This is a genomic window from Sphingopyxis sp. 2PD (assembly GCF_005503695.1).
Classification (GTDB): domain Bacteria; phylum Pseudomonadota; class Alphaproteobacteria; order Sphingomonadales; family Sphingomonadaceae; genus Sphingopyxis.
Genome location: NZ_SCMU01000005.1, coordinates 29,508 through 55,003, shown reverse-complemented (window position 1 = coordinate 55,003; position 25,496 = coordinate 29,508). Strand labels below are relative to the sequence as shown.

Here is a 25,496-nt window from a genome sequence, read left to right as displayed (position 1 = left end):
TAAGCGATTTTTTGCGGTTTGTCACGCGATGCTGTCGTGGGTGCGGCGCGAAGCGTTCGGATCCAGCCAAAGCCGCTCCTATCGCTCCGCTGCCCCCGAACCCTCACCCCAAACTGGGCAGGTCGAGCCCCTTTTCGCGCGCGCAGTTGATCGCGATGTCATAACCTGCGTCGGCGTGGCGCATCACGCCGGTGCCGGGGTCGTTCCACAGCACGCGCTCCAGCCGCTTCGCCGCTTCGTGCGTGCCGTCGGCGACGATCACCATGCCGCTGTGCTGCGAATAGCCCATGCCGACGCCGCCGCCATGGTGGAGCGACACCCAGGTCGCGCCCGACGCGGTGTTGAGCAAGGCATTAAGCAAAGGCCAGTCCGAAACTGCGTCGGACCCGTCGCGCATCGCTTCGGTTTCGCGGTTCGGTGAGGCGACCGAGCCCGAATCGAGATGGTCGCGGCCGATGACGACCGGCGCCTTGAGTTCGCCGTTCGCGACCATCTCGTTGAAGGCAAGGCCGAGCCGGTGACGGTCGCCGAGCCCGACCCAGCAGATGCGTGCGGGAAGACCCTGGAACTGGATCTTCTCGCGCGCCATGTCGAGCCAGTTGTGGAGGTGCGTGTTGTCGGGAAGCAGCTCCTTCACCTTGGCGTCGGTCTTGTAGATGTCCTCGGGATCGCCCGACAGCGCGGCCCAGCGGAACGGGCCGATGCCGCGGCAGAAGAGCGGGCGGACATAGGCGGGGACGAAGCCCGGGAAGTCGAACGCGTTCTCGACGCCCTCGTCCTTCGCCATCTGGCGAATGTTGTTGCCATAGTCGGTCGTCGGCACGCCTGCGGCCTGCATGTCGAGCATCGCCTGCACATGGACGGCCATCGACGCCTTTGCCGCCTTGGCGACCGCAGCGGGATCGCTCTCGCGCTTCGAAAACCACTCGTCGAGCGTCCAGCCCGCGGGGAGATAGCCGTTGACGGGGTCGTGCGCCGACGTCTGATCGGTCAAGAGGTCGGGGCGGATGCCGCGGCGCACCATCTCGGGCAGGATCTCCGCAGCGTTGCCGAGCAGGCCGACCGAGACGGGCTTGCCCTCGGCATGGCTGGCGTCGATCATCGCGATCGCTTCGTCGATGCTCGATGCCTGCTTGTCGAGATAGCCGGTTCTGAGGCGCATTTCGATGCGGCTCGGCTGGCATTCGATCGCAAGGCAGCTCGCGCCCGCCATCACCGCCGCGAGCGGCTGCGCGCCGCCCATGCCGCCGAGGCCCGCGGTGAGCAACCACTTGCCCGCGAGGCTACCGCCATAATGCTGGCGCCCCATCTCGACGAAGGTTTCGTAGGTGCCCTGAACGATGCCCTGGCTGCCGATATAGATCCAGCTGCCCGCGGTCATCTGGCCGTACATCATCAGCCCTTTTTTATCGAGCTCGTGGAAATGTTCCCAATTCGCCCATTCGGGGACGAGGTTCGAATTGGCGAGCAGAACGCGCGGGGCATTCTCGTGGGTGCGGAAAACGCCGACTGGCTTGCCCGACTGAATGAGGAGGGTCTCGTCACCTTCGAGCCGCTTCAGCGTCTCGACGATCCGGTCATAGCTTTCCCAGTCGCGCGCGGCACGGCCGATGCCGCCATAGACGACCAGCTCGTGCGGCGCCTCGGCGACGTCGGGATGCAGGTTGTTCATCAGCATCCGCATCGGCGCTTCGGTCAGCCAGCTTTTGGCGGTGATTTCGGGGCCGGTCGCCGGGCGGATCACGCGGCTGTTGTCGAGGCGGGTCATGCTTGTCCTTTCGCAAAGTCGAGGGTCGCGGCGATCACTTGCTCCAGCACGGGCCGGATCGCGGGGTTGGGGTCGATGGGGGACGGCCAGTTGGCGTGGGTGATTGGGTCGGGTTCCGCCATGTAGCCGCGCTGGGCGAGTTCCATCTGGATGGCGTGAATGCCGTCCTCAGGCTGGCCGTAGTGACGGGTCGTCCAGCCGCCCTTGAAGCGGCCGTTGACGACATGGCTGTACCCGCTCGCGCCGCAGATATTGGCGATAATCGTTTCCAGCCTTGGATGGCAGGTTGTGCCGCCGTTGGTGCCGATGTTGAACTGCGGCAGCTCGCCGTCGAACAGGCGCGGGACGTGGCTGCGGATCGAATGGGCGTCGTACAGCACGACGCGGCCGTGCGCGGCTTTCAGCCGGCTCAGTTCTTCGCTCAGCGCGTCATGATAGGGGCGGTGATAGAGATTGAGCCGCTGGGTGATCGATGCCTCGTCGGGCTGGTCGAAGCGATAGAGCGGCTCGCCGTCGAAGGTGGTGGTCGGGCAGAGTTCGGTCGTTGCCTGCCCGGGATAGAGCGACGCACCCGACGGATCGCGGTTCATGTCGATCACGCTGCGCGAAATATCGGTCGCGACCAATGTCGCGCCCAAATCGGCGGCGAAGGCGTAGAGGTCCGCAATCCACCAGTCGGTGTCGATCTGCGCGCGCCAGGGCGAGACGAATTGCGCGTCCAGACCCGCGAGGTCGGTGCCGCCATGCGGGAAGGCGATGACGAGCGGCGCGTCGCCGCGATGGACGCGCAGCCACTCCATCAGCCGAGACCCGGCAGGTCGGCAGGAACCGCGGCGACTAGGCTGCCGTCGCGGATCAGTGCGGTCGCCGCTTCCATATCGGGATAGAAATGGCGGTCGTCCTCGAGCGTCGGAACCGCGGCGCGGAGATGCCGGCGCGCCGCTTCCAGCGCGTCGCTCGATACGAGCGGCGCGTGGAAATCGACGCCCTGACACGCCGCGAGCAGCTCGATCCCCAGCACCGCGCTGACATTGTCGGCCATCTCAAGGAGACGGCGCGCGCCGTGCGCGGCCATCGACACATGATCCTCCTGATTGGCGCTCGTCGGGATCGAGTCCACGCTGGCGGGATAGGCGCGCTGCTTGTTCTCGCTGACGAGTGCGGCGGCGGTCACCTGCGGGATCATGAAGCCCGAGTTGAGGCCGGGGCGCGGGGTGAGGAAGGCGGGGAGGCCCGACAAGGCCGGATCCACGAGCATCGCGATGCGGCGCTCGGAGATGGAGCCGATCTCGCACAGCGCCATGGCGATCATGTCGGCGGCGAATGCCACGGGTTCGGCGTGGAAATTGCCGCCCGACAGGGCTTCGTCCCCAAACGGACCAGCGTCGGCGAAGATCAGCGGATTGTCGGAGACGCCATTGGCTTCGACGCCGAGCGTTGTCGCGGCTTGGCGGAGCAGATCGAGCACCGCGCCCATCACCTGCGGCTGGCAGCGAAGGCAGTAGGGATCCTGCACGCGCGGATCGTCGACCGCGTGCGAGGCGCGGATCGCCGATCCCGCCATCAATCCGCGCAGCGCGTCGCCCACCTCTCGCTGCCCGGCATGGCCGCGCAGCGCGTGGATGCGCGGGTCGAACGGCGCGTCGGAGCCTTTGGCGGCTTCGGTCGAGAGCGCGCCAGTGATCAGCGCCGAGCGGAACACCGTTTCGGCGCGGAACAGCCCCGCGAGTGCGTTGGCGGTGGAAAATTGCGTGCCGTTAAGCAGCGCCAGCCCTTCCTTCGGGCCGAGTTCGAGCGGCGCCAGGCCCGCCTGTGCCAGCGCCTCGGCGGCGGGCTTCGTTTCGCCGCCAAACTCGATGTCGCCGACCCCGATCATCGCCGCGGCCATGTGCGACAGCGGCGCAAGGTCGCCGCTCGCGCCGACCGATCCCTGCGACGGGACGACGGGGATCAAGCCCCGGTCTAGCATCGCCTCGAGCATCGCCACCGTTTCGCGCCGCACCCCCGAGGCACCGACGCCAAAGCTCGCGAGCTTGAGCGCCATCATCAGGCGGACGACGGGGGTGGGCGAGGGCGCGCCGGTCCCCGCCGCGTGGCTGAGCAGGATATTGCGCTGGAGCGTCGCCAGATCATCGCTCGCGATGCGTACGCTGGCCAGCTTTCCGAAACCGGTGTTGATGCCATAGACGGGGGCGCCCTTAGCAACGATCCGCGCCACCGCGGCGGCGCTTGCGTCGATCGCACCCCATGCCGCGGCATCGAGCGCCGCGCCCGCGCCATCATAAATGGCGCGCCAGTCGGTCAGCGTCATTGCGCCGGGGGTGATCGTCACAAATGTCATTGGCCGTCCTTGATGCGTTGGTAAAGCGGGTTGAAACCGATGCGATAGACCAGCTCGGCGGGGTCGCTGACGTCCCAGATCGCGAGGTCGCAGGCCTTGCCGGGTTCGAGCGTGCCGATCTCGGCGCCAAGACCCAGCGCCGCGGCAGCGTTCACCGTCACCCCGCGCAAAGCCTCAACAACGGTCAGCCCGAACAGCGTCGCGCCCATGTTGAGCATGAGCAGCAGCGAGGTCACCGGCGAGGTGCCGGGGTTGCAATCGGTCGCCAGCGCAATTCGCGTGCCGTGGCGGCGCATCGCGGCGATCGGCGGCAATTTCGTCTCGCGCATGAAATAATAGGCGCCGGGCAGCAGCACCGCGACTGTCCCCGCCGCCGCCATCGCGCGGACGTCGTCGTCGGTCGCATGTTCCAGATGATCGGCCGATAGCGCCCCATGCCTTGCCGCAAGCGCACTGCCGTGCAGCGCCGACAATTGCTCGGCGTGGAGCTTCACCGCGAGGCCATGCGCTTTCGCCACCTCAATCACGCGCTCGCACTGCGCGGGCGAGAAGCCGATGCCTTCGCAAAAAGCGTCGACTGCGGTCGCGAGCGGCGCCGCGGCCGGGATCATCGCATCGACGACAAGGTCGATATAGGCGTCGCTGTCGCCCTTATATTCGGGGGGTAGCGCATGGGCGCCCAGAAAGGTCGGCGCGACGCGGACCCGCCGCTGCTCGCCGAGCGCGCGCGCCGCGCGCAGCATCTTGATCTCGTCTTCCGTCGACAGGCCATAGCCCGACTTGATCTCGATCGTCGTGACGCCTTCGGCGAGCAGCGCGTCGAGGCGCGGCAGCGCGCTTTCGACGAGCTCGGCCTCGCTCGCGTCGCGCGTCGCGCGCATCGTCGACACGATCCCGCCGCCAGCGCGGGCAATGTCCTCGTAGCTCGCGCCGTCGAGCCGCATCGCCCATTCGTTCGCGCGATTGCCGCCGTGGACGAGGTGCGTGTGGCAATCGATCAGCCCGGGGGTGATCAACCGGCCGCCGCAATCGGTGCTGTCCGCCGCCTTGCCCGGCGCGCCGTCGGCGGGTCCGGCATAGACGATGCGCCCGTCCTCGGCCGTGACGACGCCATCGTCGATCAGCCCCAGCCCGTCATCGGTCATCGTCGCGAGTCGCGCGTTGGTCCAGCTATGCTTCATCTGGACAACATCTCCCGAATGGGTCATTATGTCTAGACATAATATGAAGGTTGACGATGATGGCTTATTGGTTTCAGCGCGCGTGGATCGACAATGGCTGGCAGCGTGATGTGCGCCTGACGATCGAAGCTGGTCGGATTTCCGCGGTTGAAGCGGGTATCGCGGCGGCGCCCGGCGACGAACGCCACGCCGCGGCGCTGCCCGGTTTGTGCAATGTCCACAGTCATGGGTTCCAGCGCGGCATGGCGGGGCTTTCGGAGCGCCGCAGCCGCCCCGACGATAATTTCTGGAGCTGGCGCGAGATCATGTACCGCTTCCTCGACCGGCTGACGCCCGAGGATGTCGCGGCGATCACCGCGCAGGCCTATGCCGAAATGCTCGAGGGCGGGTTCACCCGCGTCGGCGAATTCCACTATCTGCACCATGATCCGGCGGGCGCGACCTACGCCGACCCCGCTCAAATGGCGGGCGCGATCGTTGAGGCCAGCGCGGCGACCGGGATCGGCCTGACCCTGCTCCCGGTATTCTACGCGCACGGCAATTTCGGCGGGGCAGCACCAAGCCCCGGCCAGCGCCGCTTTCTCTGCGACATCGACGGTTTCGCACGGCTGCTCGACGGCGCGCGCGCCAAGCTGGCCGGCGACGCCAATATCGGCATTGCACCGCACTCGCTGCGCGCCGTCGGACCCGACGAGTTGGCGGCGCTCCTCGCCATGTCGCCTACCGGCCCGGTCCATATCCACGCCGCCGAACAGGTGAAAGAGGTCGAGGATTGCGTCGCGTGGAGTGGTGCGCGGCCGGTCGAATGGCTGCTCGACAATGCCGGGGTCAACGAACGCTGGTGCCTCATCCATTCGACGCATGTCGATGCGCGCGAGGCGCCGCGGCTCGCCGCCGCGGGGGCGGTCGCCGGGCTTTGTCCGATTACCGAGGCGAACCTTGGCGACGGTATCTTCCCCGCGATCGACTATCTCGCGGCGGGCGGCGCGTTCGGGGTCGGCACCGACAGCAATATCCTGATCGATGCCGCGGGCGAGCTGCGCGCGCTCGAATATTCGCAGCGGCTTGCGCATCGTGCGCGCGCCCTGCTGGCGGGCGAGACTGCGCCCTTCGTCGGCGCCAACCTCTACGCCCGGGCGCTCGCCGGTGGCGCACAGGGGCTGGGGGTCGAAGCGGGCTTCGCGGTCGGCCAGCCCGCCGACATCGTCTCGCTCGACCTCGGTCACCCGAGCTTTGCAGGGACCGACGATGCGACGCTGCTCGATCGCTGGATTTTTGCGGGCGGGGCAGGGACGATCGACTGCGTCTGGCGCGCCGGGGTGAAGCGCGTCGTGCAGGGGCGCCATGTCGATCGCGCCGCCATCGCCGCCGCTTATCGCAAAAGCGTCGCGCGGATCGTCGCGTGACGCGCGCGGCGCCGAACCCCGCGCGCCGGATCCGCGAGGATATTGAGGGCCGCATCCACTCGGGCGAATGGAAACCCGGCACGCGCATCCCGATCGAACAGGAGCTCGCGGCACGCTACGGCTGTGCGCGCGCAACGGTCAGCAAGGCGCTGGCCGAACTCGTCGCGGCGGGACTGGTCGAACGGCGCCGCAAGGCCGGGTCGTTCGTCGCGCATCCGCCGGTGCATTCGGCGGTGATGACCGTACCCGACCTTGCCGAGCTGATCGCCGCGCGCGGTGAATCCTATCGCTGGGAAGCGCGCGCGATCCTGCGCCGCAAAAATGCAGGCGGCGCCGACACGCTCCAGATCGACGGCATTCACTTTGCCGCCGACGAACCCTTTGCGCTCGAGAATCGCACGATCGAACTCGCCGAAGTCCCCGCCGCAGCCGAAGCGAACTTCGCCGCCGAGGCGCCCGGAACCTGGCTGCTCGCGCATATTCCCTGGACCTCGGCGCGGCATGTCGTGCGCGCCGTCGCCGCCACCCGCGCCGAAGCCGCGGCGCTGGCGACCGGCAGCGGCGCCGCCTGCCTCGAGCTCGAACGCGATACCTGGCGCGGCGACCGTCCGGTTACCCATGTCCGCCAGCTTTTCCGCGGCGACCGTTTCGACCTGGTGGCCGAATTTCAGGCCGGGGCGGGTAAGCGTGATCCCGGCTGAAATTTGCATGCCACCGGCACATCTCGCACCGCGCTTCCGCGGGCCGCCGCACAAGGTATTTGCTTATGCTGTATTGCGATATTAATACGGTAATCGAGCATGATCTGGTTCCTTAAATCCAAGACCCCCGATCCGGTGCCCGTCGCGCCGTCTTTTCCTGCGCCCGATACGCCGGTATTCGACGCGCCGCCCGTGGCCGTGCCAGAGACGCGGCGGCGCAAATGGTGGCGGCGGATCTCACGCGGCTTTGCGGTCTTCTGCATCCTCTTCATCCTGCTCGTCGGCTGGCTGGCGCTCACCGCCCCCCTGTCAAAATCGCTCGAACCGATCGCCCCGCCGCAGGTTACCCTGCTCGCGTCGGACGGCACCCCGATCGCGCGGTCGGGCGCGATCGTCGATGCGCCGGTGAAGGCCGCCGACCTGCCGAAACACGTCACCGGCGCCTTCCTCGCGATCGAGGACCGTCGCTTTTACAGTCATTGGGGGGTCGATCCGCGCAGCATCGCGCGCGCGGTGTGGAGCAATCTCACCGGCGGGCGGACGCAGGGCGGCAGCACGATCACCCAGCAGCTGGCGAAATTCACCTTCCTGACCCCGAAACGCACCCTCGGCCGCAAGGCGCGCGAGGCGCTGATCGCCTTCTGGCTCGAAGCGTGGCTGACCAAGGACGAGATCCTCGAACGCTATCTGTCGAACGCCTATTTCGGCGACAATACCTATGGCCTGCGCGCCGCGTCGCTGCATTATTTCTATCGCCAGCCCGAAAAACTGACCCCGGCGCAGGCGGCGATGCTGGCGGGGCTGGTGCAGGCGCCGTCGCGGCTTGCGCCGACCAAGAACCCCGACCTGGCTGAAAAGCGCATGAAGCTGGTGCTGAACGCGATGGTCGACACCGGCACCATGACCGCCGCCGAAGCCAGGGCGATCCGCACCCCGCGCATCGACGTGCGCACCCGCAACACGCTGCCGACCGGGACCTATTTTGCCGACTGGGCGCTGCCCGAGGCGCGCAAATTGAGCGACGTCGGCTATTCGCGCCAGACGATCACGACGACGCTCGACGCGCGGCTCCAGTCGATCGCGCGCCGCGTTACCGGTCGGGCGGGGCTGGGCCAAGCGCAGGTCGCGCTCGTCGCGATGCGCCCGAACGGCGAAGTCGTGGCGATGATCGGCGGCAAGGACTATTCGGCGTCGCCCTTCAATCGCGCGACGCAGGCGAAGCGCCAGCCGGGCTCGACCTTCAAGCTGTTCGTCTATCTCGCCGCGCTGAAGGACGGTTGGGACCCCGACGACATGATCAGCAACGAGGCGATCGTGACGGGCGCGTATCAGCCGAAAAATTCGGGCGGCACATACTCAAAGGAAATCAGCCTCGAGGACGCCTTTGCGACGTCGAGCAATGTCGCCGCGGTCCGCCTGCTGCGCGAGGTCGGCGACGACAAGGTGATCGGCATGGCGCGCGACCTGGGCGTCACCGCGCCGATGACCAAGGGCGACCCCAGCCTCGCGCTCGGCACTTCGAGCATGACCCTGCTCGAACTCACCGCCGCTTATGCCGCGGTTGCCGCGAACAGCTATCCGGTCGTTCCGCACGCGTTCAAGGGCGAGGAAAAGGGGTGGTTCGAAAATCTGATCTCGGGACCCAGCCGCTTTGGGTCGGGGGTGCATGACGACATCGAACAGATGTTGCGCGCCGCGGTCAATCGCGGCACCGGCCGCGCCGCGCGACTGCCGCAGGCCAATTTCGGTAAGACCGGAACGAGCCAGGACAATCGCGACGCGCTGTTTGTGGGCTATGCCAACGGGCTGGTGGTCGGGGTGTGGATCGGCAACGATGATAACAGCCCGCTGCGCGGCATTTCGGGCGGCGGCCTCCCGGCACGAATCTGGCGCGACTTCATGATGCAGGCGTCGGGGCAGAAAGCGGCGCCGCGGCGCGAGACGAACCCGCGCGGGCCGGTCGAGCCGCAGGATATTCCCGACGTCGGCGCCATTCCGGTGGGCGAAAATACCAGCGTCGGCATCGAAAGCGGCGACGCGGTGATCTCGACCGAAATCAACGGCAGCCGGATCGACCTGCGGTTGCCGCTGCCGAAAGAGACGCCTGCGGAGCCTGTCCCGCCGCCGCCGTAAGGGGCGGCGGAAGCCAAATCTCATCGATGTCGCCGTCTCCGTAGCCCTGAGCTTGTCGAAGGGCGCTTTTCGGATAAGCGCCCTTCGACAAGCTCAGGGCTACGGTTCGAAATCAGCCGGGTTTATTGGGCACCGTCCGCCAACAACTCGAACCCGCTTTCCCCCATCGTCTCCCCATTGACGATCAATTCGATCGCATGCCGCCCTGGATGATGGCGCCGGGTGCTAAAATCGCGGATGACCTGGCTGATGCGCAGCGAAGCTGTGCCGCCCGCCGCAAGGTCGAAGCTTTTCCATTTGAATACTTTCGCCGCCGTCTTGTCGCCCGCGCGCGCATAATGGATGCGATAATCGACCACCAGCGGCTGGGTTTCGGCATCGGTGGACGCGATGTCGGCGACGATCGCGATCCGCTCGCCGAGCCGTACCACGGCTGGCTCGACGACGAAATTGCGCACCGTCACCGCGGCACCATGGCCGACACCAATCAGCGCCAACGCGCGCGGCTCGCCCTGCTTGATCAGGGTGCGCAGCGCGTGGCGGATGATCCACGCCGTGTGCGGATCGACCTGAGACCAGTCCGCCAGCCGGTCGAGCAGCCAGTCGGGCCGGTCCTTGGCGATGTCGTTCAGATGATTGGCGACCGATTTGCGCACATAGATGGCGGAATCGGCCTTCAGCGCCTCCAGAATTGGCGCCGCGCGGGTCGGATCGGCCTTGAGCGCGGAAACGCGCGCGGCCCAGGGGAGTCGCGGACGCGCGCCTTCACTCGCGAGGCGGCGGACATGCTCGTCGTCGCTGCTGGTCCACCCCGCCATCGTCGCGAGCGCCCGGTCGGCGTCGAGCGCCAGAAACGGCCGGATCGCGAATTCGGCGGTGCCGAAGCGCGTCAGCGCCGCGAGCGCATCCATCGAGCGATCAAAATCGTCGAGGCCGTATCGCGCGACATATTCGGTCACCGCGACCGCCTGAAACCCATGGGTCAGCCGCGGCGCCATCGCTCCGATGACACCCAGCGCCGCCTCATAGTCGGTGGGCAGGGCCGGACGCAGCGCATCGGCGATATGGCGCACTCGTTCCATGATCGACAGTGCCTGGAGGCCGTCGCTGGCAGCCGCAACGAACACCTCCCGGTCAAAGCGCGGCGAAGCAGCGGTGCCGGCATCGGCGATCGTCACCAAGGCTTGCGGACCCAATATGTCCTTCAGCAGGGCAGGGCTGGCACTATCCGAAATCGGTCTGGTCCTTTACCGCCGCTCGACCAACCCGCCGCCGAGCGCCACATAGAGCGTCACCAGATTATCGACCTGCGCGCGGCGGATTTCCACCAGCGCCTGTTCGGCGGCGAACAGATTGCGTTCGGCGTCGAGCACTTCGAGGTAGGTCGACACGCCTTCGCGGTACCGCTTGCGCGCCAGATCGGCGATGCGCCGCTGCGCCAGCGTGCCGCGTTCCTGCGCCTCGACCTGCTCGGCGAGGAAGCGGCGCCCGGCGAGCGCGTCGGCGACTTCGCGGAACGCGCCCTGCACGGTGCGCTCATAGGTGGCGACCGCGATATTCTCGCGCGCTTCGGCGACGGTCAGATTGCCCTTGTTGCGCCCGAAATCGAAAATCGGCAGTCTGATCGTCGGGCCAAAGCTCCACCCGAAACCATCGTTGCTGAACAGATTGTCGAGCGAGCCCGACGCAAAGCCGAGGTTGCCGGTCAGCGAGATCGAAGGGAAAAACGCCGCCCGCGCCGCGCCGACATTGGCGCGCGCAGCGCGCAGCCGTTCCTCTGCCGCCAATATGTCGGGCCGCGCGACGAGCAGGTCCGACGGCAGACCCGCGGTCAGCACCGGCGACTGCGCCTGCGCGACGAGCGGCAATGGCGCGGGCAGGGGACCGGACACCGGTCCGCCGGTCAACACGGCCAAGAAATTGTCGGCCTGCGCCTTGCCCAGCTTCAGGCTGGCGAGCTGCGTCTCGGCTTGCGTCAGCAGCGTTTCCGACTGGCGATAATCGAGCGCCGAGGTCACCCCTGCGTCGAGGCGCCGCTTCGCAATGCGAAGCCCTTCCTTGCGGCTGGTCACCGTCGCTTCGGCGAGCGCGATCTGCTCCTCGGCGCCGCGCGAGGCGAAATAGGTCGACGCCACATCACGCACGAGCGCCAGCCGGAACGCGCGCTCCGCTTGCTCGGTCGCCAGATATTGGCTGCGCGCTGCTTCGGACAGGTTCTTGACCCGCCCCCAGAAATCAAGCTCGAACGACGTCACCCCGACCCCGACCGAATAGCGGCTCGTGGTGTCGGTCCCGGCGCCGGTCAGCGACGGCCCGCGGGTGCGGGCGGCATCGGCGCTGGCGCCCACCGTTGGCAGGCGGTCGGCGTCCTGGATGCGATAGAGTCCGCGCGCTTCCTCGATCTGCGCCACCGCCACTGCAAGGTCGCGGTTGCGTTCGATCGCCTGTGCGATCAGCACTTCGAGCTGGGGGTCGGCGAAGAAATCCTGCCACGCGACGTCGGTGGCGCGCTGGCCCAGCGTGACATCGCCCACAAAGGCCTCCGGATAATCGGGCGCGGTCGGCAGCGCCGGGCGCTCGTGCGGCGGCGCCATATTGACGCAGCCGGCGAGTGTCGTTGCCGCGAGCAGGACGATCAGCTTACGCATGGGTCGGCTCCTCGCCATGATGGCCCTTTTCGGCGGGCGACGGCGGCCGCTTGCGGCTCAGCCATTTGCGCACCGACAGATAGAAGAGCGGAATGAAAAAGATGCCGAGCAAGGTCGCGGCAATCATTCCGCCCATCACCCCCGACCCGACCGCGATGCGGCTCGCCGCCCCCGCGCCGCTCGCGATGACGAGCGGCACCATGCCGAGGATGAAGGCGAGGCTGGTCATGATGATCGGCCGCAGGCGGAGCTTCACCGCCTCCATCACTGCATCGAGGGTCGATTTGCCTTCGGCCTCCTGCTCGATCGCGAATTCCACGATCAGGATCGCATTCTTTGCCGACAAGCCGATGATCGTGATCAGCCCGACGTTGAAATAGATGTCGGCGGACAGCCCGCGGAACATCGAGAACAGCACCGCGCCAAGCACCCCGAGCGGCACCACCAGCAGCACCGAAACCGGCACCGACCAGCTTTCGTAGAGCGCCGCGAGCAGCAGGAAGACGACGACCAGCGACAGCCCGAGCAGCAGCCCGATCTGCCCCGCCGACTGCTTCTCTTCATAGGAGATGCCGGTCCATTCGAACGCAAAGCCCGGCGGCAGTTGCTCGGCCAGCCGTTCCATCTCGGCCATCGCCTCGCCGGTCGATTGTCCCGGCGCGGGTTCGCCCGAAATCGTCATCGCAGGATAGCCGTTATAGCGTTGCAACTGCGGCGCTTCCGCCGACCATGCGGCCTTGCTGAACGATCCGAACGGCACCATGTCGCCATTGGCGCTGCGCACGCGCAGGTCGAGCACATCCTGCGGCGTCATCCGGCTCGCGGCATCTGCCTGCAGAAGCACGCGCAGCACGCGCCCTTCGCGGGTAAAGTCATTGGCATAGGCACTGCCGAAACTGATCGCCAGCGTCGCATTGACCTCGCCGATCGACAGCCCAAGCGCGCGCGCCTGAATGCGGTCGATGTCGACCTTCAGCACCGGGGCATCCTCCTGTCCCTCGGGCCGGACGTTGGCGAGCAGCTTGCTCTGCATCGCGCCGCCCAGCATCTGGTTGCGCGCCGCGACCAGCGCCTCGCGCCCGTTGGCGCCGCGATCCTGCAGCTTGAACGTAAAGCCGCTCGACGTGCCCAGTTCGGGGATCGACGGCGGGCTTAGCGAGAAGGCGAACGCCTCCTTGATCCCCATCAACGTCCCCATCGCCTTGCCCGCGATCGCATCGGCGCTGTCGCCGTCGCCGGTGCGTTCGTCCCATGGTTTCAGCGGCGTGAACATGATCGCGTTCGCCTGACCCTGCCCGAAAAAGCTGAAGCCATTGACGAGCACGATATTCGCGACCTGCGGCTGTTCGGCGAAGAAGGCCTTGACCTGCTTGGTCGCCTCGGCGGTCCGCTGCGACGTTGCACCCGGCGGTGCCTGCACCACGGTGATCAGATAACCCTGATCCTCCTGCGGCAGGAAAGACCCGGGCAGCCGGGTGAACAGCAGGCCGGTCACCAGCACCATCGCTGCAAACACGCCGAGCCAGCGCAGCGGCGCCGCCAAAATCTTGCCCACGCTGCCCTGATAACGATCGGTCGTGCGGCCGAACCAGCTGTTGAAGCGGGCAAAGAAGCGGTCGAAGAAGGCGCCGATCTTGCCCTTGCGCGCCGTATCGTCGTGCGGCTTGAGCAGCGTCGCGCACAGCGCCGGAGTCAACGTCAGCGCGAGCAGCGCCGAGAAAGCGATCGAGATCGCGAGTGTCATCGAAAACTGGCGATAGATGCCGCCGGTCGAGCCGGGGAAAAAGGCCATCGGAATGAACACCGCGATCAGCACCAGCGTGATGCCGATGATCGCGCTGGTGATCTGCCCCATCGCCTTAACCGTCGCGTCATAGGGCGACAGATGCTCTTCGTTCATGATCCGCTCGACATTTTCGATCACGACGATCGCATCGTCGACGAGGATGCCGATCGCCAGCACCATGCCGAACAAGGTCAGGACGTTGATCGAAAATCCGAACATCCAGAGGCCGAGGCACGCGCCTGCCAGCGCGATCGGCACGACGACGGTCGGGATCACAGTGGCGCGCCAGTTCTGCAGGAACAGGAACATGACGAGGAAGACGAGGACCATCGCCTCGACCAGCGTGATCACCACTTCTTCGATCGACAGCTGGATGAAGGGGGTGGTGTCATAGGGAATCGACCAGGTGATGTCGGGCGGAAAGCCCTTCGCCAGTTCGTCCATTTGCGCGCGTACGCCTTCTGCCGTCGCCAACGCATTGGCGCCGGGGGTCAGCTGGACCGCGAGGCCCGCCATCGGCTTGCCGTTGAGTTCCGAGGAGAAGAGATAGCTCGCCGATCCCAGCTCGACGCGGCCGACATCGGCCAGCGTGACCGCCGACCCGTCGGGATTGGCGCGCAGGATGATGCTCTCGAACTGCTCGGGCTTGGTAAAGCGGCCCTGCGTCGTGATCACCGCGTTCAGCTGCGCGCCCTTGGCGATCGGCTGGTCGCCCAGCTGGCCGCCCGGGGTCTGGCTATTCTGCTCCTGCACCGCGCCGAGCGCTTCGGCGGCGGACAGATTGTACGAAGCCAGCTTTTGCGGATCGAGCCAGATGCGCATGGCATATTCGGGGGCGAAGGCCTGCACATTGCCGACGCCGTTCACCCGCCGCAGCTCGTCGAGGACGCGCGTGTTGGCGAAGTTGTTGACCTCCATCGGATCGGTGTTGCCGCTTTTCGAGGTGATCGCGACGATCAGCAGAAAGCCCGAATTGGCTTCCGTCACCGAAATGCCCTGACGCCGCACATCCTCGGGCAGCCGCTGTTCGACGCGGCGCAGGCGGTTTTGCACCTCCATCTGCGCATTGTCGATGTCGGTCCCGGCCTCGAAGGTCAGGTTGATCGACGCGGTGCCGTTCGATTCGCTGGTCGAGGCCATGTAGAGGAAGCCCTCGACCCCGTTCAGCTCCTGCTCGATGACCTGCGTGACATTCTGTTCCAGCGTCTTGGCGTCGGCACCCGGATAGGTGACCCCGATCGACAGCGATGGCGGTGCGACCGACGGATATTGTTCGACGGGTAGGCCGCGCAGCGCGATGATCCCGGCAAGCAGGATGCCGATGGCGATGACCCAGGAAAAAATGGGTCGGTCGATGAAAAAGCGGGGGGTCATCGATCAGCGCTTTGCCGCAGGCGTCGATGCCGTTCCCTTGGGCGGCGCGATGCGCACCGGCTGCCCCGGCTGGACCTTTTGCAGGCCATCGACGATCACCCGGTCGCCGGGTTTCAGGCCGTCGAGCACCGCCCACTGGCCCGCGACCATGGCACCCAGCTTGATCGGGCGCGGCGTCGCAACATTTTTGGCATCGAGCACCATCACGCTGGCTTCGTCGCCGGTCAGCTTGACCGCGCGCTGCGGGATCAGCATCCCGTCGGCGCGATTGCCCGCAAAGATGCGGGCGCGCACGAACTGGCCGGGCAGCAACGCGGCATTGGGGTTCGGAAATTCGGCGCGCAGCGCCGCGGTGCCCGTCGCCTCGTCGATCGACAGGTCGAGGAAGTCGAGATGGCCGACCACCGGATAAGCGCTGCCATCCTCCAGGATCAGTTGCACTTCGACGCGCTCGAGCGCGGGGGCGCTGACCTTGCCCGACCCCATGTCGCGGCGCGTCGCCAGCAGGTCCGAACTCGACTGGCCGAAATTGACGTACACGCGATCGATCTGCTCGATCGTCGTCAGCAAGGTTCCCTGCGCCGCGCTCACCAGCGCGCCCTCGGTCACCTCGGCGCGGCGCGCCCGGCCCGAAATCGGCGCGGTCACCGAGGCATAGCCAAGGTTCAGGCGGGCCGATTCGAGGTTTGCCTGCGCCGCCTGGACATCGGCCTCGGCGGTGCGCTGGGCGGCGACCGCCGCGTCATATTCCTGGCGGCCGATCGCCTGGTCGGCAAGCAGCGGCTGGTAGCGCGCGACCACCTGCCGCGCGTTGGCGGCGGTAGCTTGCGCCCGCGACAGCTGCGCGCGCGCCGCATTGGCGTTGGCGGTCAGCTGGCGCGGGTCGATCCGGAACAGCGCGGTTCCGGCACGCACAAAACTGCCCTCGTTGAACAGCCGCCGTTCGACGATCCCGTCGACGCGGGCGCGGACTTCGGAGGTGCGGACCGCCTGAACCCGGCCGGGCAGCTCGATGACGTTCGGGACCGCCTGCGACCGGACCGTCACGATAGTGACTTCGGGCGGCGGCGGGGCCGGGGGCGCTTCGGGCGAACAGGCGGTGAGCAACAGGGCCAACGCGGCGGCGCTGACGCTGGCAAAGGAACGAGCGCGACTCATGAGAACCCCTGAATAATGCTGTATTATGACGCGTGGATGGCGCAGAAAGCGCCTTGCACTTATCTGTGTGTAATTTAGATTACAGAAAAGCACAAGGGAGAGAATCGCGGATGATACAGTCCGACTTGCTGGAATGCGTCGCAGAGCCGATGTCGCTGCGCGAACGCCGCCGCGACGCGATCCTCGACGCCGCCGAGGCGCTGTTTCTGGAACAGGGCTATGACCGCACCAGCCTCGCCGAAATCGTCAAACGGTCGGGCGGGTCGCTCGCGACGCTCTACGACCTGTTCGGCAACAAACAGGGGTTGCTCCACGCGATCGCCTCGCGCTGGGGCAATGAAGCGCGGTGCCAGCCGGCCGAGTGCCTCGCGATGGCGGACCTGTCGAATGTCGAACTGCTTCGCGGCTATGCGCACCGGCAATGCGACCGGATGCGGTCGCCGCGCGCCGTCGCCTTGATGCGGATGCTGATTTCGGAAAGCCTGCGCGACCGCGACTTCGCCCTGCAAATCTACCGCGATCTCCACATCCCGGCGATCGAGGAACTGGCGACGCTGTTCGCCGAATGGGCCGCGACGGGCGAGGCTGAAATTGACGACCCCGAAGCAGCGGCAAAACTGCTGCTCAGCATCGTCATCGGCGATTCGATGCTCCACACGCTGGCCGGGCTCGAGGATGAATGGCTCGACAATGACCAGCTCGACTGGCGCCTCCAGCCGTTCCTGTCGCATTTCAAAATTGGTTAGCCAGAGCGCGTTGCTGTGCGTCTCGACCAATCACCCTAGCCCTGAGCCTGTCGAAGGGCGCTTCGCGGCGAGGTGCCCTTCGACAGGCTCAGGGCTACGGAGATGGACGATCGAGCTGAACGGAACAGGCTTCGACAAGCTCGGAGCAAATGGCCCGGCTATTCTGTGATCGTCCACACCCGCACCTGTTGACATGACTGTCAATAACTGGAAGCCTGCTCGCCTCGGCATCGGGAGCATCGCATCGTGGCCAATACTGCCCCCGACCGGACCGAGGCATTGCGACCGCGTACCGTCGCCGCTTATGCCGCGACCGCCGGGCCGACGGTCATCCTCGGCCTGCCGTTCAGCGTCTATCTGCCGCCCTATATTGCCGAGGGCGGGGTGATTTCGGTGGCGCTGGTCGGGCTGCTCTTTTCGCTCACCACGATCTGGGACGGCGTCGTCGATCCGCTGATCGGGACGATGGTCGATCGTGTGCGCACCGGCCTGGGCGCGCATCGCCGCTGGATGCTGCTGGCGCTCGTGCCGCTCGCGTCGCTGTTGCTGGCGCTCGTCACGATCGGCGACCGGTTGCCCTTCGCCGCGCTGTTCCTGATGATGGTGCTCTTCTATTCCAGCTACAGCCTGTACGAGGTTGCGCAGCTCTCCTGGGGTTCGGCGCTGGTCCGCACCCCGCGCGACAGCGCCTTGCTCTATGGGATGCGCGACTGGTTCGCGAAGATCGCGCTGATCCTGGCGTTCGCGGCCCCCGCCGCCGCGCAGCTGCTGGTCCCCGGGGTCAGCTTGCAGGGCCGGATCATGGCCTATGCCAGCCTGTTCATGCTGATGGTGCCGATTGCGCTCTACGCAATCCGCCAAGTTCCGTTACGCGCCGTCGTCGCCGAACCCGGTATCGGGTGGCGCAGCGAGCTGCGGGCCTCGCTGTCTTTCCCGCCGCTCATGCTGCTGCTGGGGGTACAGTTTCTCAATAGCTTCGCCTTTGGTTCGCTGACCTCGCTGTTCGTCTTCTTTGCAGCGGCGGTCCTTGATCTGGATGCGCAAAGCGCATTGTTGCTGTTCGCCAGCTTCATCGGCGGCGCCATCGCTTCGCCGATCTGGACCATGGCGGCGCGCCGTTTTGGCAAGCCGCCGATGATGATGGCGATGGGGTTGCTGATCGCCAGCCTGCTGGTTACGACCTTGCTTCAGCAACCGCGGGGGATTGTGCAGGCGACCGGCTTTTCGCTGATGCTGGGGACGGGGTTCGTCGGCTTGCTGTTCACCTATTCCATGCTGGCCGACATCATCCCGCGCGATGCCGCGCGCTGTGGGCGCAATCGTTCGGCCTTCCTGTTTGCGCTGCTCAACCTGATGCAGAAATTCGGCGTCGCCGCTGCCATCGCGGTCAGCTATTTGCTGCTCGACCTTCTCGGCTTCGATCCGAAAAACGGTGCCGTGGCGGCGCGCGAACTGCATCTTGTGTTCGCGCTTCAGCCGACGGCGAGCTGGATCGTGATGATCGGCTTGCTGATTTTGATGCGCCGGGCGCTCGCGCGCGATGCCGACCCCGCACTTGCAATCGCCGCAGCGCGCCAGTAAAGGGCGCTTTCATTCGGACAGATGCGCCGTTTTCTTTCCGCCTTTCGCCGACATCGTCGGGGAGGGTGGGCGGACTATTGCCCAAAGCGCGCTTGACGCGCGGGGCACGGCAACCCATCTGGCCCGAAGCATTAGTTTGTAGGACAGGACGATCGACATGGCGAAAACCAGCCCGGCTGAGTTCATCAATCAGGTGCGCGCCGAAGCCAAGAAGATCGTCTGGCCCACGGGGCGCGAGACGGTGCAGACGACGATCATGGTTCTGATCATGACGACGATCCTGGCGCTGTTCTTTTTCGGCGTCGACACGGTTTTCAACGCGATCGTCAGCTGGCTGACGTCGCTCGCGCGCTAAACGCCGCGGCTTTCAGGGACAGGATACGGGATAGACATGGCGCGCTGGTACATCATTCACGCCTATTCGGGTTTCGAGAACAAGGTACGCGATTCGGTACTCGCCGAAGCCGAGCGCATGGGGCTCACCGATTTTGTCGAAGCGGTCGAGGTGCCGGTGGAAACCGTCACCGAGGTCAAGCGTGGCAAGAAGGTGCAGGCCGAACGCAAGTTCTTCCCTGGTTACGTCCTCGCCAAGCTGACGATGACCGATGACATCTATCACCTGGTCAAGAACACGCCGAAGGTCACCGGCTTCCTGGGTTCGATGGGCAAGCCGCAGGCGATCAGCGAAGCCGAAGCCGCGCGCATCCTGAACAGCAAGGAAGAGGCTGCGGCCCGTCCGAAGCAGGAAATCCGCGTCGATTACGAAATCGGCGATCAGGTCAAGGTACTCGACGGTCCCTTCGCCAGCTTCAACGGGCTGGTCGAGGAACTCGATTTCGAAAAGGCGCGCGTCAAGGTGTCGGTGTCGATCTTTGGTCGCGCCACCCCGGTCGAGCTCGACTTCGAACAGGTCGAACGCATGAAATAATCGGCGTCGCCCTCGCGAAGGCGGGGGCCGCTGGCGGCATTGCCTGGCAGTGCTGCATCAACCGATGGCGGCCCCCGCCTGCGCGGGGGCGACGGATAGGGGCTAGCCCGTCTTATGAGTTCGCTCACTCCCGCCGAGATTCAGGCTCGCATCGATCGCGCACGGCACATCCAGTCGACCTTCTCGCCCGAAAAAGTCGTCAGCGCGGTCACCCGGCTGTTCGATCTCGTCCCCGCCGACGAACCCGACGAGTTCACCTTTCCCGCGTTCGCCAAGCCGACGCGCGACCGCATCTTTGGCGGCCAGGTGATCGCGCAGGCGCTGGTCGCCGCGGCGCGCACCGTCGATCCGGGCAAGTCGGCGCATTCGCTCCACGCCTATTTCCTGCGCGGCGGCGACGAGGCGAAGCCGCTGCACTTCCGCGTCCACCGCGATTTCGACGGGCGCAGCTTCGCCAATCGTCGCGTTGTCGTGCGGCAGGATGGCAAGGTGATCTTCAACCTCACCGCGTCCTTCCACGCCCCCGAACCCGGCGCCGCGCACCAGGTACCGATGCCCGACCTGTTGCCGCCCGACCAATGCGTCGAATTTACCGAAAACCTTGCCGCCGACCCCAATGTCAGCGACGCGCAGCTCGACCGCATGGCGCGCCTCCGCCCGTTCGAGATGCGCAGCTTCCGGCCGCCCTCGACCGAAAAGGCGTCGGCGCATTATCAATGGTACCGCCTCGCGGCGCCGATCGGTGACGACCCGCTGCTCCACCGCGCGTTTCTCGCCTACGCCTCCGATATGGGGCTGCTGTCGTCATCGCTGCTGCCGCACGGCTTCACCTGGTCGACGCCGGGGCTGTTCTCGACCAGCCTCGACCATGCGATGTGGTTTCACGACGACATCCGCGTTGATGAGTGGTTCGCTTACGTCATGGACAGCGACTGGACCGGCGGCGCGCGCGGGATCAACCGCGGGCTCGTCTATCGTCAGGACGGCACGCTGATCGCGTCGGTGATGCAGGAAGGCTTGCTGCGGCTGGTGCCTCCCGCCGCCTGACCGCGCCACAAGGCTTGTTTTCTGCGCCGTTTCGGTCTAACGGCGCCGCTTCGCGTCAGATAAGGGCGTGATTCCGCGCGGGAGGAAGGGGTGATGCCCTTCTGCTTGACCGCTAATTTTGAGGTTCACCGGCAACGGCGGACCGACAGAAAGAAAGGAGGCCATCATGGCCAAGAAGATCAGCGGCTATATCAAGCTGCAAGTTCCGGCAGGGACCGCAAACCCCTCGCCGCCGCTCGGGCCGGCGCTCGGCCAGCGCGGTGTCAACATCATGGAATTCTGCAAGGCGTTCAACGCCGCGACGGATGGCATGGAAAAAGGCACCCCGACCCCGACCATCATCACCGTGTTCGCCGACAAGAGCTTTTCGTTCGTCACGAAGACGCCGCCGGCAACCTATCTGATCAAGAAGGCCGCAAACCTCAAGTCGGGTTCGAAAGAGCCGGGCAAGATCAGCGGCGGCAAGATCGCGCGTTCGAAGCTGACCGAAATCGCCGAGATCAAGATGAAGGATCTCAACGCGAACGACCTGGAACAGGCAACGAAGATCATCGAGGGCAGCGCGCGCTCGATGGGCCTCGAAGTGACGGAGGGCTGAACCGATGGCCAAGCTGACCAAGAAGCAGAAGGCGCTCGAGGGCAAGGTTGACAGCCTCAAGCTGCACACTGTCGACGAAGCGCTGAAGACCGTCCGCGAACTCGCCTCGGCGAAGTTCGACGAAACGCTCGAAATCGCGATGAACCTGGGCGTCGATCCGCGCCACGCCGACCAGATGGTCCGCGGCGTCGTGACGCTGCCCGCCGGGACCGGCAAGGACGTCAAGGTTGCCGTGTTCGCGCGCGGCGACAATGCCGACAAAGCGCTGGCCGCCGGCGCCGACAAGGTCGGTGCCGAAGACCTGATGGAAGACATGCTCGCGGGCAACCTCGACTACGGCCGCGTCATCGCCACGCCGGACATGATGGGCATCGTCGGCCGCCTCGGCAAGACGCTGGGTCCGAAGGGCCTGATGCCGAACCCGAAGCTGGGCACTGTGACCCCGAACGTCGCCGAAGCCGTGAAGGCCGCCAAGGGCGGTCAGATCGAATTCCGCGTCGAAAAGGTCGGCATCATCCACGCTGGCCTCGGCAAGCTGTCGTTCGGCGAGGAAAAGCTCCGCCAGAACTTCGACGCCTTCGTCGACGCGATCGTCAAGGCTAAGCCGGCCGGTGCGAAGGGCAAATATGTCCGCAAGATCGCGCTGTCGTCGTCGATGGGCCCGGGGATCAAGGTCGATACCGCCGACGTCACCGGCGCCTGATCGAAGCGCCAACGAATTAAGGAAGGGCCGGGGGAAACTCCGGCCCTTTTCTTGTGCGCGGCTCTCAAGATTCTGTCTATCGCGCTTGGGCGCGATCGATCGGCCGCGCCGGAATGCCGACGACGGTATCGGATGCCGCGACATCGCGGATCACCACCGCCCCGGCGCCAATAACGGCGTTTTCGCCAATCACCAGACCAGGTAGCACCGCCGCGTTCATTCCGGCGAAAACGCCCGCACCGGCCCGGACGCCGCCGGCGAAGCGCGCACCGGGGCTGAGGTTACCATAATCACCGATCTTGCAGTCGTGATCGACGCTTGCGGCGTGGTTGACGATGACGCCGCGGCCGATCACCGCCCGCGGGCCGACGATCGCCCCCGCAAGCACGGTCGATCCCGCGCCGATGCTGGCGCTGGGCGAAATGATCGCGGCAGGATGGCATATTTCCTGTAGCGAGGCGCCGCGGTCCAAAAGGGCTTCGCTGATCTGGCGGCGCAACGCATTGGCGCCGCAGGCCACGACAAACCGGGCGCCACGCTGGATTTCGGTGGGCGCGATGCGCTCGACATCGCCGACCCATCGACAATCGAACAGCGGGACGGGCGAGGCGGAACCGATCGTCGCGAAACCGGCGACGTTCAGGCCCGCAAGGATCGCCGCTTCATAGACGACCGCGGCATGCTGGCCGCTCGCGCCCGCGACAATGATCAATGCCATACTTGCCGCCGCCCTCTCACTCCCTCAGCCCCCGCATCGCCGCCCCCGCCGCAAACGGCCCGATCATCGTCAGCAGCAAACTCGTCGCCGCCAGCAATTTGATCGCCCCGCGTCCCGACGGGTCGAGCATCCCGGCGCCGAAGATCAGCAGCGGCACCGCGAGCGGCAGCACCAGCAGCCCGCCGATCGCACTCCCGCTCTTCAGCCCCGCGGTCAGCGCCGCGCTCAGCACCGCGAGCGAGGCGAGCGCCGGGACCGCGATCGCAATGCCGACCGCCAGCAACTCCACCCGCGCCGCATCCTGCGCCAGCAACGCCGCCGCGGGGAACAGCGCGATCATCAGCGGCAATCCGAACGCGATCGCGTGGGCCAGAATCTTCACCGCCGCGACCACCTCGTCGGCGATCCCGCGCACCGCCAGCTGGTCGATCACGCCGGCATCGCGGTCGGGCCGCACCAGCCGGTCGATCGGCAGCAACGCCGCGAGCAACGCCGCGACCCACACCATCCCGCCGCCCGCGCGGCGCAGCAGCGGCGCGTCGGGGCCGACCGCAAAGGGAAAGGCGGTCGCGACGAGCAGGAAGAACAGCACCGGCAGCCACAGCGCCCCCCTGCCCCACGCCCGCCGCAGGTCGCGCCAGAACAGGGCGATAAGGGTGGTCACGCCACCGCCCCCATATCCAGCTCGGCCAAATCGGGTACCCCCAGCGCAAAATGCGACGCCAGCAACACCGCGCCGCCATTCACGCGGTGCGCCGCGATCGCCGCGACCAGCCGCGCCTGCGCCGCATCGTCCATCCCGTTGGCGGGCTCGTCGAGCAGCCAGATCGGCGCTCCGCTTGCGATCACGCGCACCATCGCGGCGCGCTTGCGCTGCCCGGTCGACAGCATCGCCACCGGCACCTCGCTGAGCGGTTCCAGCGCCATCGCCGCCATCGCGCGGTCGACCGCATGGCCATCGACGGTATCGACGCGCGCCCAGAAATCGAGCGCGCGGCGGAGCGGCAGTTCGGCGTCGAGCGCTGCCGCCTCGTCGATCAGCGCGATACGCCCGCGGCGCTCGACCGTCCCCGCGGCGGGACGCAGCAGCCCGGCCGCCAGCCGGATCAGGCTCGACTTGCCCGCGCCATTCGGCCCGCGCAGCCACAGCGCCTCGCCGGGTGCCAGCGCCAGCGACAGATTTTCAAACAGCAGCCGGTCGCCGCGAATGCACGCCACCCCATCAAGCTGCAAAAGCGCACTCACGCCATATCTTCCAGCGCGTGCATATCATCGTCGCTGAAGCCGAAATGATGCCCGATCTCGTGGATCAGCACATGGCGCACCAGCCACTCGAGCCTCTCGCCGGTTTCGATCCACTCGACCAATATCGGCACCCGGTACAGCGTCACGCGGTCGGGCATCCCGCCGCTTTCGCTGACGCTGCGCTCGGTCAGCGGGCGGCCTTCGTACAGGCCGGTCAGGTCATAGGGATGCTCGATGTCGAGCGATCGCAGCACCTCGTCGTCGGCAAACTCCTCGATTGCGATGACGACGCCCTGAATATGCGGCAGGAACACCGCGGGCATCGTCGCCAGCGCCGCCTCGGCCATCGCGAACATCGCGTCGGCGTCGGGCGAGACGCCAGTCCAGCCGGCTGGCAAATCGGGAAGGGCGGTCTTGTCGCTCATCGCGCCCTTCCTTATGGCGGCGGCACGGCCTTTACCAGCGGGAGAAACCAGATGGTCCAGAAACTCGACGACGACGCCCGCACCGCCTTGCTCGCCCGCTTCCCCGACTGGACGCACGAACCGGTGCGCGATGCGATCACCCGCCGCTTCACCTTCGACGACTTCGCGCAGGCGTTCGGCTTCATGGCCAGCGTCGCGATCATCGCCGAGAAAATGGACCATCATCCCGAATGGTCGAACGTCTATAACCGCGTCGACATCCTGCTGACGACGCACGATGCCGACGGATTGTCGGAGCGCGACGCCAGGCTCGCCGAAGCGATCGAACGGTTGCTCTGATTCCATGCTCCGTTTCGACCCCTCGCACCAATTGCTCGCGGTCGGGGTGGCGATCCTTGCGGGGTTCGTCGATGCGATCGGATTCGTCGAATCGGCTGGCTTTTTCGTTTCCTTCATGACCGGCAATTCGACCCGGCTCGCGGTCGGGCTGGCCGAGGGGCAACATGCCGCGCTGGTCGCCGCGATCATCATCGCCACGTTCGTTTTTGGCGTGGTCGCGGGGTCGCTGGTCGGCGCGCAGGCCGGGCGGCGGCGCTCGCTTGCGGTGCTGATCGGCGTCACCATCCTGCTGGCGATCGCCACGCTGCTGCGGCTCGAGGGCGAGGAATGGAGCGCGATCCTGTCGCTCGCGCTCGCGATGGGGGTCGCCAATGCCGCGGTTGCGGGGCGCGACGGGTCGGTGATCGGGGTCACCTATATGACCGGGACGCTGGTCCAGATGGGGCAAAAGATCGCCAACGCCCTGCGCGGGGAGGGGGATCGCCGCTGGCTGCATCATCTGGGCCTGTGGGCGGCGCTCGTCGGCGGCGCGCTGCTCGGCGCGCGCGCCGTCATCTGGTCGGCGCCGCTCGCCTATGGTTTTGCCGTCATGATGGCGGCGCTGCTCGCCGCCCGCGCGGGCTGGATTGTCCGCGACGCCGGATAGCGGGCGCCCGATAATGGCCGCAAA

At 66.5% G+C, this 25,496-nt stretch carries 24 protein-coding genes and 1 pseudogene; 13 read left to right on the top strand and 12 right to left on the bottom strand.

From position 1 onward, the window contains the following. Window positions 1–103: 103 nt before the first annotated feature. The 4 genes from hutU to hutI are packed head-to-tail and all read right to left on the bottom strand — an operon-like array spanning window position 104 to window position 5,317. Window positions 104–1,768: a urocanate hydratase gene (gene hutU / locus FFS18_RS06510; RefSeq protein WP_137870250.1), complete on the bottom strand. Its 1,665-nt coding sequence runs from the start codon at window positions 1,766–1,768 to the stop codon at window positions 104–106. Next, window positions 1,765–2,568, bottom strand: coding sequence for an N-formylglutamate deformylase (gene hutG / locus FFS18_RS06505; RefSeq protein WP_137870249.1), 804 nt, complete (start codon window positions 2,566–2,568; stop codon window positions 1,765–1,767). Before hutG ends, hutU begins: the two co-directional genes overlap by 4 nt. Beyond that, window positions 2,568–4,109, bottom strand: coding sequence for a histidine ammonia-lyase (gene hutH / locus FFS18_RS06500; RefSeq protein ID WP_137870248.1), 1,542 nt, complete (start codon window positions 4,107–4,109; stop codon window positions 2,568–2,570). The genes hutG and hutH overlap by 1 nt, the downstream gene beginning before the upstream one ends. Next, window positions 4,106–5,317, bottom strand: coding sequence for an imidazolonepropionase (gene hutI, locus FFS18_RS06495; protein WP_137870247.1), 1,212 nt, complete (start codon window positions 5,315–5,317; stop codon window positions 4,106–4,108). Before hutI ends, hutH begins: the two co-directional genes overlap by 4 nt. Window positions 5,318–5,346: 29 nt before the next feature. Between hutI and FFS18_RS06490 the strand changes: the two genes are divergently transcribed. The 3 genes from FFS18_RS06490 (at window position 5,347) to FFS18_RS06480 (ending at window position 9,530) form a co-directional block, all read left to right on the top strand. Continuing rightward, the gene (locus FFS18_RS06490) at window positions 5,347–6,696 is read left to right on the top strand and encodes a formimidoylglutamate deiminase (protein WP_137870246.1); all 1,350 of its coding nucleotides are present in this window, start codon (window positions 5,347–5,349) and stop codon (window positions 6,694–6,696) included. Further along, a complete protein-coding gene (gene hutC / locus FFS18_RS06485) occupies window positions 6,693–7,397 on the top strand; it encodes a histidine utilization transcriptional repressor HutC (protein WP_137870245.1) in 705 nt (234 codons plus the stop codon). The genes FFS18_RS06490 and hutC overlap by 4 nt, the downstream gene beginning before the upstream one ends. A 99-nt stretch (window positions 7,398–7,496) precedes the next feature. Next, on the top strand, window positions 7,497–9,530 hold the full coding sequence (locus FFS18_RS06480) for a transglycosylase domain-containing protein (protein ID WP_137870244.1): 2,034 nt from the start codon (window positions 7,497–7,499) through the stop codon (window positions 9,528–9,530). 122 nt (window positions 9,531–9,652) lie between these two features. Here FFS18_RS06480 and FFS18_RS06475 read toward each other — a convergent pair whose 3' ends face one another. Genes FFS18_RS06475 through FFS18_RS06460 form a run of 4 tightly spaced genes read right to left on the bottom strand, consistent with a single transcriptional unit; the run spans window position 9,653 to window position 16,496 of the window. Next, window positions 9,653–10,726, bottom strand: a complete 1,074-nt coding sequence (locus FFS18_RS06475) for a DNA alkylation repair protein (RefSeq protein ID WP_249340329.1) — start codon at window positions 10,724–10,726, stop codon at window positions 9,653–9,655. 51 nt (window positions 10,727–10,777) lie between these two features. After that, window positions 10,778–12,178 (bottom strand): efflux transporter outer membrane subunit, encoded by a 1,401-nt coding sequence (locus FFS18_RS06470; protein WP_137870242.1) that lies wholly within the window; start codon window positions 12,176–12,178, stop codon window positions 10,778–10,780. Continuing rightward, the gene (locus tag FFS18_RS06465) at window positions 12,171–15,338 is read right to left on the bottom strand and encodes a multidrug efflux RND transporter permease subunit (RefSeq protein ID WP_137870241.1); all 3,168 of its coding nucleotides are present in this window, start codon (window positions 15,336–15,338) and stop codon (window positions 12,171–12,173) included. Before FFS18_RS06465 ends, FFS18_RS06470 begins: the two co-directional genes overlap by 8 nt. A gap of 3 nt (window positions 15,339–15,341) precedes the next feature. Next, window positions 15,342–16,496, bottom strand: coding sequence for an efflux RND transporter periplasmic adaptor subunit (locus FFS18_RS06460; RefSeq protein ID WP_120215763.1), 1,155 nt, complete (start codon window positions 16,494–16,496; stop codon window positions 15,342–15,344). 110 nt (window positions 16,497–16,606) lie between these two features. Here FFS18_RS06460 and FFS18_RS17885 point away from each other — a divergent pair. From FFS18_RS17885 to rplA, 8 genes and pseudogenes are all read left to right on the top strand, one after another. Continuing rightward, window positions 16,607–16,804 (top strand): annotated as a pseudogene (locus FFS18_RS17885) (TetR/AcrR family transcriptional regulator); the annotation flags it as partial. Window positions 16,805–16,927: 123 nt separating this feature from the next. Beyond that, window positions 16,928–17,242, top strand: coding sequence for a TetR/AcrR family transcriptional regulator C-terminal domain-containing protein (locus tag FFS18_RS17880; protein WP_502704168.1), 315 nt, complete (start codon window positions 16,928–16,930; stop codon window positions 17,240–17,242). A gap of 246 nt (window positions 17,243–17,488) precedes the next feature. Continuing rightward, a complete protein-coding gene (locus FFS18_RS06450; RefSeq protein WP_171005248.1) occupies window positions 17,489–18,823 on the top strand; it encodes an MFS transporter in 1,335 nt (444 codons plus the stop codon). Between the two features lie 157 nt (window positions 18,824–18,980). Further along, on the top strand, window positions 18,981–19,178 hold the full coding sequence (gene secE / locus FFS18_RS06445; RefSeq protein WP_120215766.1) for a preprotein translocase subunit SecE: 198 nt from the start codon (window positions 18,981–18,983) through the stop codon (window positions 19,176–19,178). 36 nt (window positions 19,179–19,214) lie between these two features. Further along, the gene (nusG, locus tag FFS18_RS06440) at window positions 19,215–19,751 is read left to right on the top strand and encodes a transcription termination/antitermination protein NusG (RefSeq protein ID WP_120215767.1); all 537 of its coding nucleotides are present in this window, start codon (window positions 19,215–19,217) and stop codon (window positions 19,749–19,751) included. A gap of 114 nt (window positions 19,752–19,865) precedes the next feature. Next, window positions 19,866–20,798: an acyl-CoA thioesterase gene (locus FFS18_RS06435; RefSeq protein ID WP_137870238.1), complete on the top strand. Its 933-nt coding sequence runs from the start codon at window positions 19,866–19,868 to the stop codon at window positions 20,796–20,798. 166 nt (window positions 20,799–20,964) lie between these two features. After that, on the top strand, window positions 20,965–21,396 hold the full coding sequence (gene rplK / locus FFS18_RS06430; RefSeq protein ID WP_120218097.1) for a 50S ribosomal protein L11: 432 nt from the start codon (window positions 20,965–20,967) through the stop codon (window positions 21,394–21,396). 4 nt (window positions 21,397–21,400) lie between these two features. After that, window positions 21,401–22,099, top strand: coding sequence for a 50S ribosomal protein L1 (gene rplA, locus FFS18_RS06425; protein ID WP_137870237.1), 699 nt, complete (start codon window positions 21,401–21,403; stop codon window positions 22,097–22,099). A gap of 76 nt (window positions 22,100–22,175) precedes the next feature. Here the strand turns inward: rplA and FFS18_RS06420 are convergent, their stop codons facing one another. Genes FFS18_RS06420 through FFS18_RS06405 form a run of 4 tightly spaced genes read right to left on the bottom strand, consistent with a single transcriptional unit; the run spans window position 22,176 to window position 24,487 of the window. Further along, on the bottom strand, window positions 22,176–22,817 hold the full coding sequence (locus FFS18_RS06420; protein ID WP_137870236.1) for a NeuD/PglB/VioB family sugar acetyltransferase: 642 nt from the start codon (window positions 22,815–22,817) through the stop codon (window positions 22,176–22,178). 16 nt (window positions 22,818–22,833) lie between these two features. Further along, a complete protein-coding gene (locus tag FFS18_RS06415; RefSeq protein ID WP_137870235.1) occupies window positions 22,834–23,481 on the bottom strand; it encodes a heme exporter protein CcmB in 648 nt (215 codons plus the stop codon). Next, window positions 23,478–24,062 (bottom strand): heme ABC exporter ATP-binding protein CcmA, encoded by a 585-nt coding sequence (gene ccmA, locus FFS18_RS06410; protein WP_137870234.1) that lies wholly within the window; start codon window positions 24,060–24,062, stop codon window positions 23,478–23,480. Before ccmA ends, FFS18_RS06415 begins: the two co-directional genes overlap by 4 nt. Next, window positions 24,059–24,487, bottom strand: a complete 429-nt coding sequence (locus FFS18_RS06405; RefSeq protein WP_137870233.1) for a metallopeptidase family protein — start codon at window positions 24,485–24,487, stop codon at window positions 24,059–24,061. The genes ccmA and FFS18_RS06405 overlap by 4 nt, the downstream gene beginning before the upstream one ends. Window positions 24,488–24,538: 51 nt before the next feature. Between FFS18_RS06405 and FFS18_RS06400 the strand changes: the two genes are divergently transcribed. Further along, window positions 24,539–24,826: a 4a-hydroxytetrahydrobiopterin dehydratase gene (locus FFS18_RS06400; protein ID WP_137870232.1), complete on the top strand. Its 288-nt coding sequence runs from the start codon at window positions 24,539–24,541 to the stop codon at window positions 24,824–24,826. A gap of 4 nt (window positions 24,827–24,830) precedes the next feature. After that, window positions 24,831–25,472 carry a YoaK family protein gene (locus FFS18_RS06395; RefSeq protein WP_137870231.1) on the top strand — a complete coding sequence of 214 codons (642 nt, stop codon included), beginning with the start codon at window positions 24,831–24,833 and terminating at the stop codon, window positions 25,470–25,472. Window positions 25,473–25,496: the final 24 nt, after the last annotated feature.

What these genes read in the sequence shown, in the direction of transcription:
- hutU (WP_137870250.1), bottom strand. Translation starts at nt 1,768, where the DNA reads ATGACCCGCCTCGACAACAGCCGCGTGATCCGCCCGGCGACCGGCCCC.
- hutG (WP_137870249.1), bottom strand. Translation starts at nt 2,568, where the DNA reads ATGGAGTGGCTGCGCGTCCATCGCGGCGACGCGCCGCTCGTCATCGCC.
- hutH (WP_137870248.1), bottom strand. Translation starts at nt 4,109, where the DNA reads ATGACATTTGTGACGATCACCCCCGGCGCAATGACGCTGACCGACTGG.
- hutI (WP_137870247.1), bottom strand. Translation starts at nt 5,317, where the DNA reads ATGACCCATTCGGGAGATGTTGTCCAGATGAAGCATAGCTGGACCAAC.
- FFS18_RS06490 (WP_137870246.1), top strand. Translation starts at nt 5,347, where the DNA reads ATGATGGCTTATTGGTTTCAGCGCGCGTGGATCGACAATGGCTGGCAG.
- FFS18_RS06480 (WP_137870244.1), top strand. Translation starts at nt 7,497, where the DNA reads ATGATCTGGTTCCTTAAATCCAAGACCCCCGATCCGGTGCCCGTCGCG.
- FFS18_RS06470 (WP_137870242.1), bottom strand. Translation starts at nt 12,178, where the DNA reads ATGCGTAAGCTGATCGTCCTGCTCGCGGCAACGACACTCGCCGGCTGC.
- FFS18_RS06465 (WP_137870241.1), bottom strand. Translation starts at nt 15,338, where the DNA reads ATGACCCCCCGCTTTTTCATCGACCGACCCATTTTTTCCTGGGTCATC.
- FFS18_RS06460 (WP_120215763.1), bottom strand. Translation starts at nt 16,496, where the DNA reads ATGAGTCGCGCTCGTTCCTTTGCCAGCGTCAGCGCCGCCGCGTTGGCC.
- FFS18_RS17880 (WP_502704168.1), top strand. Translation starts at nt 16,928, where the DNA reads ATGCGGTCGCCGCGCGCCGTCGCCTTGATGCGGATGCTGATTTCGGAA.
- secE (WP_120215766.1), top strand. Translation starts at nt 18,981, where the DNA reads ATGGCGAAAACCAGCCCGGCTGAGTTCATCAATCAGGTGCGCGCCGAA.
- nusG (WP_120215767.1), top strand. Translation starts at nt 19,215, where the DNA reads ATGGCGCGCTGGTACATCATTCACGCCTATTCGGGTTTCGAGAACAAG.
- FFS18_RS06435 (WP_137870238.1), top strand. Translation starts at nt 19,866, where the DNA reads ATGAGTTCGCTCACTCCCGCCGAGATTCAGGCTCGCATCGATCGCGCA.
- rplK (WP_120218097.1), top strand. Translation starts at nt 20,965, where the DNA reads ATGGCCAAGAAGATCAGCGGCTATATCAAGCTGCAAGTTCCGGCAGGG.
- rplA (WP_137870237.1), top strand. Translation starts at nt 21,401, where the DNA reads ATGGCCAAGCTGACCAAGAAGCAGAAGGCGCTCGAGGGCAAGGTTGAC.
- FFS18_RS06420 (WP_137870236.1), bottom strand. Translation starts at nt 22,817, where the DNA reads ATGGCATTGATCATTGTCGCGGGCGCGAGCGGCCAGCATGCCGCGGTC.
- FFS18_RS06405 (WP_137870233.1), bottom strand. Translation starts at nt 24,487, where the DNA reads ATGAGCGACAAGACCGCCCTTCCCGATTTGCCAGCCGGCTGGACTGGC.
- FFS18_RS06400 (WP_137870232.1), top strand. Translation starts at nt 24,539, where the DNA reads ATGGTCCAGAAACTCGACGACGACGCCCGCACCGCCTTGCTCGCCCGC.
- FFS18_RS06395 (WP_137870231.1), top strand. Translation starts at nt 24,831, where the DNA reads ATGCTCCGTTTCGACCCCTCGCACCAATTGCTCGCGGTCGGGGTGGCG.